The following is a 464-nucleotide window of genomic DNA, read 5'->3' as shown; positions in this document are numbered from 1 at the left end:
GCCACCATGGGAATCTCCTTATTCAGTACTTCATCCATAAACTCCAGATCGTCATCCTTCTGCGTGAGCACGATAATCCCGTCCAAAAAAGAGGGGTTCAGCGTCCCCGGCTCATGCATATCGATACCTTTGACAATGACATTATATTTGCTTCCCACCACGCTGTAAACCCCGGTCAGCACATCGTGAAGAACAAAGGGGGAACTCATCTTGCTGATGGTAGAGAAATAAAGTCCAATCACATAGGACCGCGACATCTTCAGCTGAATCGCCGCCTGATTCGGCACATATCCCATCTCTTCTGCAATTTTTAAAATACGTTTCTTTTTATCGGATTTGTCCGCGTTCGGATCGTTTAAGGCTCTGGATACCGTAGAGTAAGACACCCCTGCTTTTTTTGCCACATCCTTAATTGTAACTGCCATATCCCACACTCCCTGCCATAAATACGTAATAGATTTAGT

At 45.3% G+C, this 464-nt stretch carries 1 protein-coding gene; it reads right to left on the bottom strand.

Annotation, left to right across the window (positions count from 1 at the left end; translation table 11 throughout):
• A partial coding sequence (locus NE664_13785; GenBank protein ID MCQ4727704.1) for a LacI family transcriptional regulator occupies positions 1–425 on the bottom strand: 425 nt, incomplete at its 3' end.
• Between the last annotated feature and the right edge of the window lie 39 nt (positions 426–464).

This window comes from Anaerotignum faecicola, from assembly GCA_024460105.1.
Lineage (GTDB): Bacteria > Bacillota > Clostridia > Lachnospirales > Anaerotignaceae > JANFXS01.
Note: the sequence above shows the minus strand (reverse complement) of the source record. Positions and strands in the feature narration are given on the sequence as shown.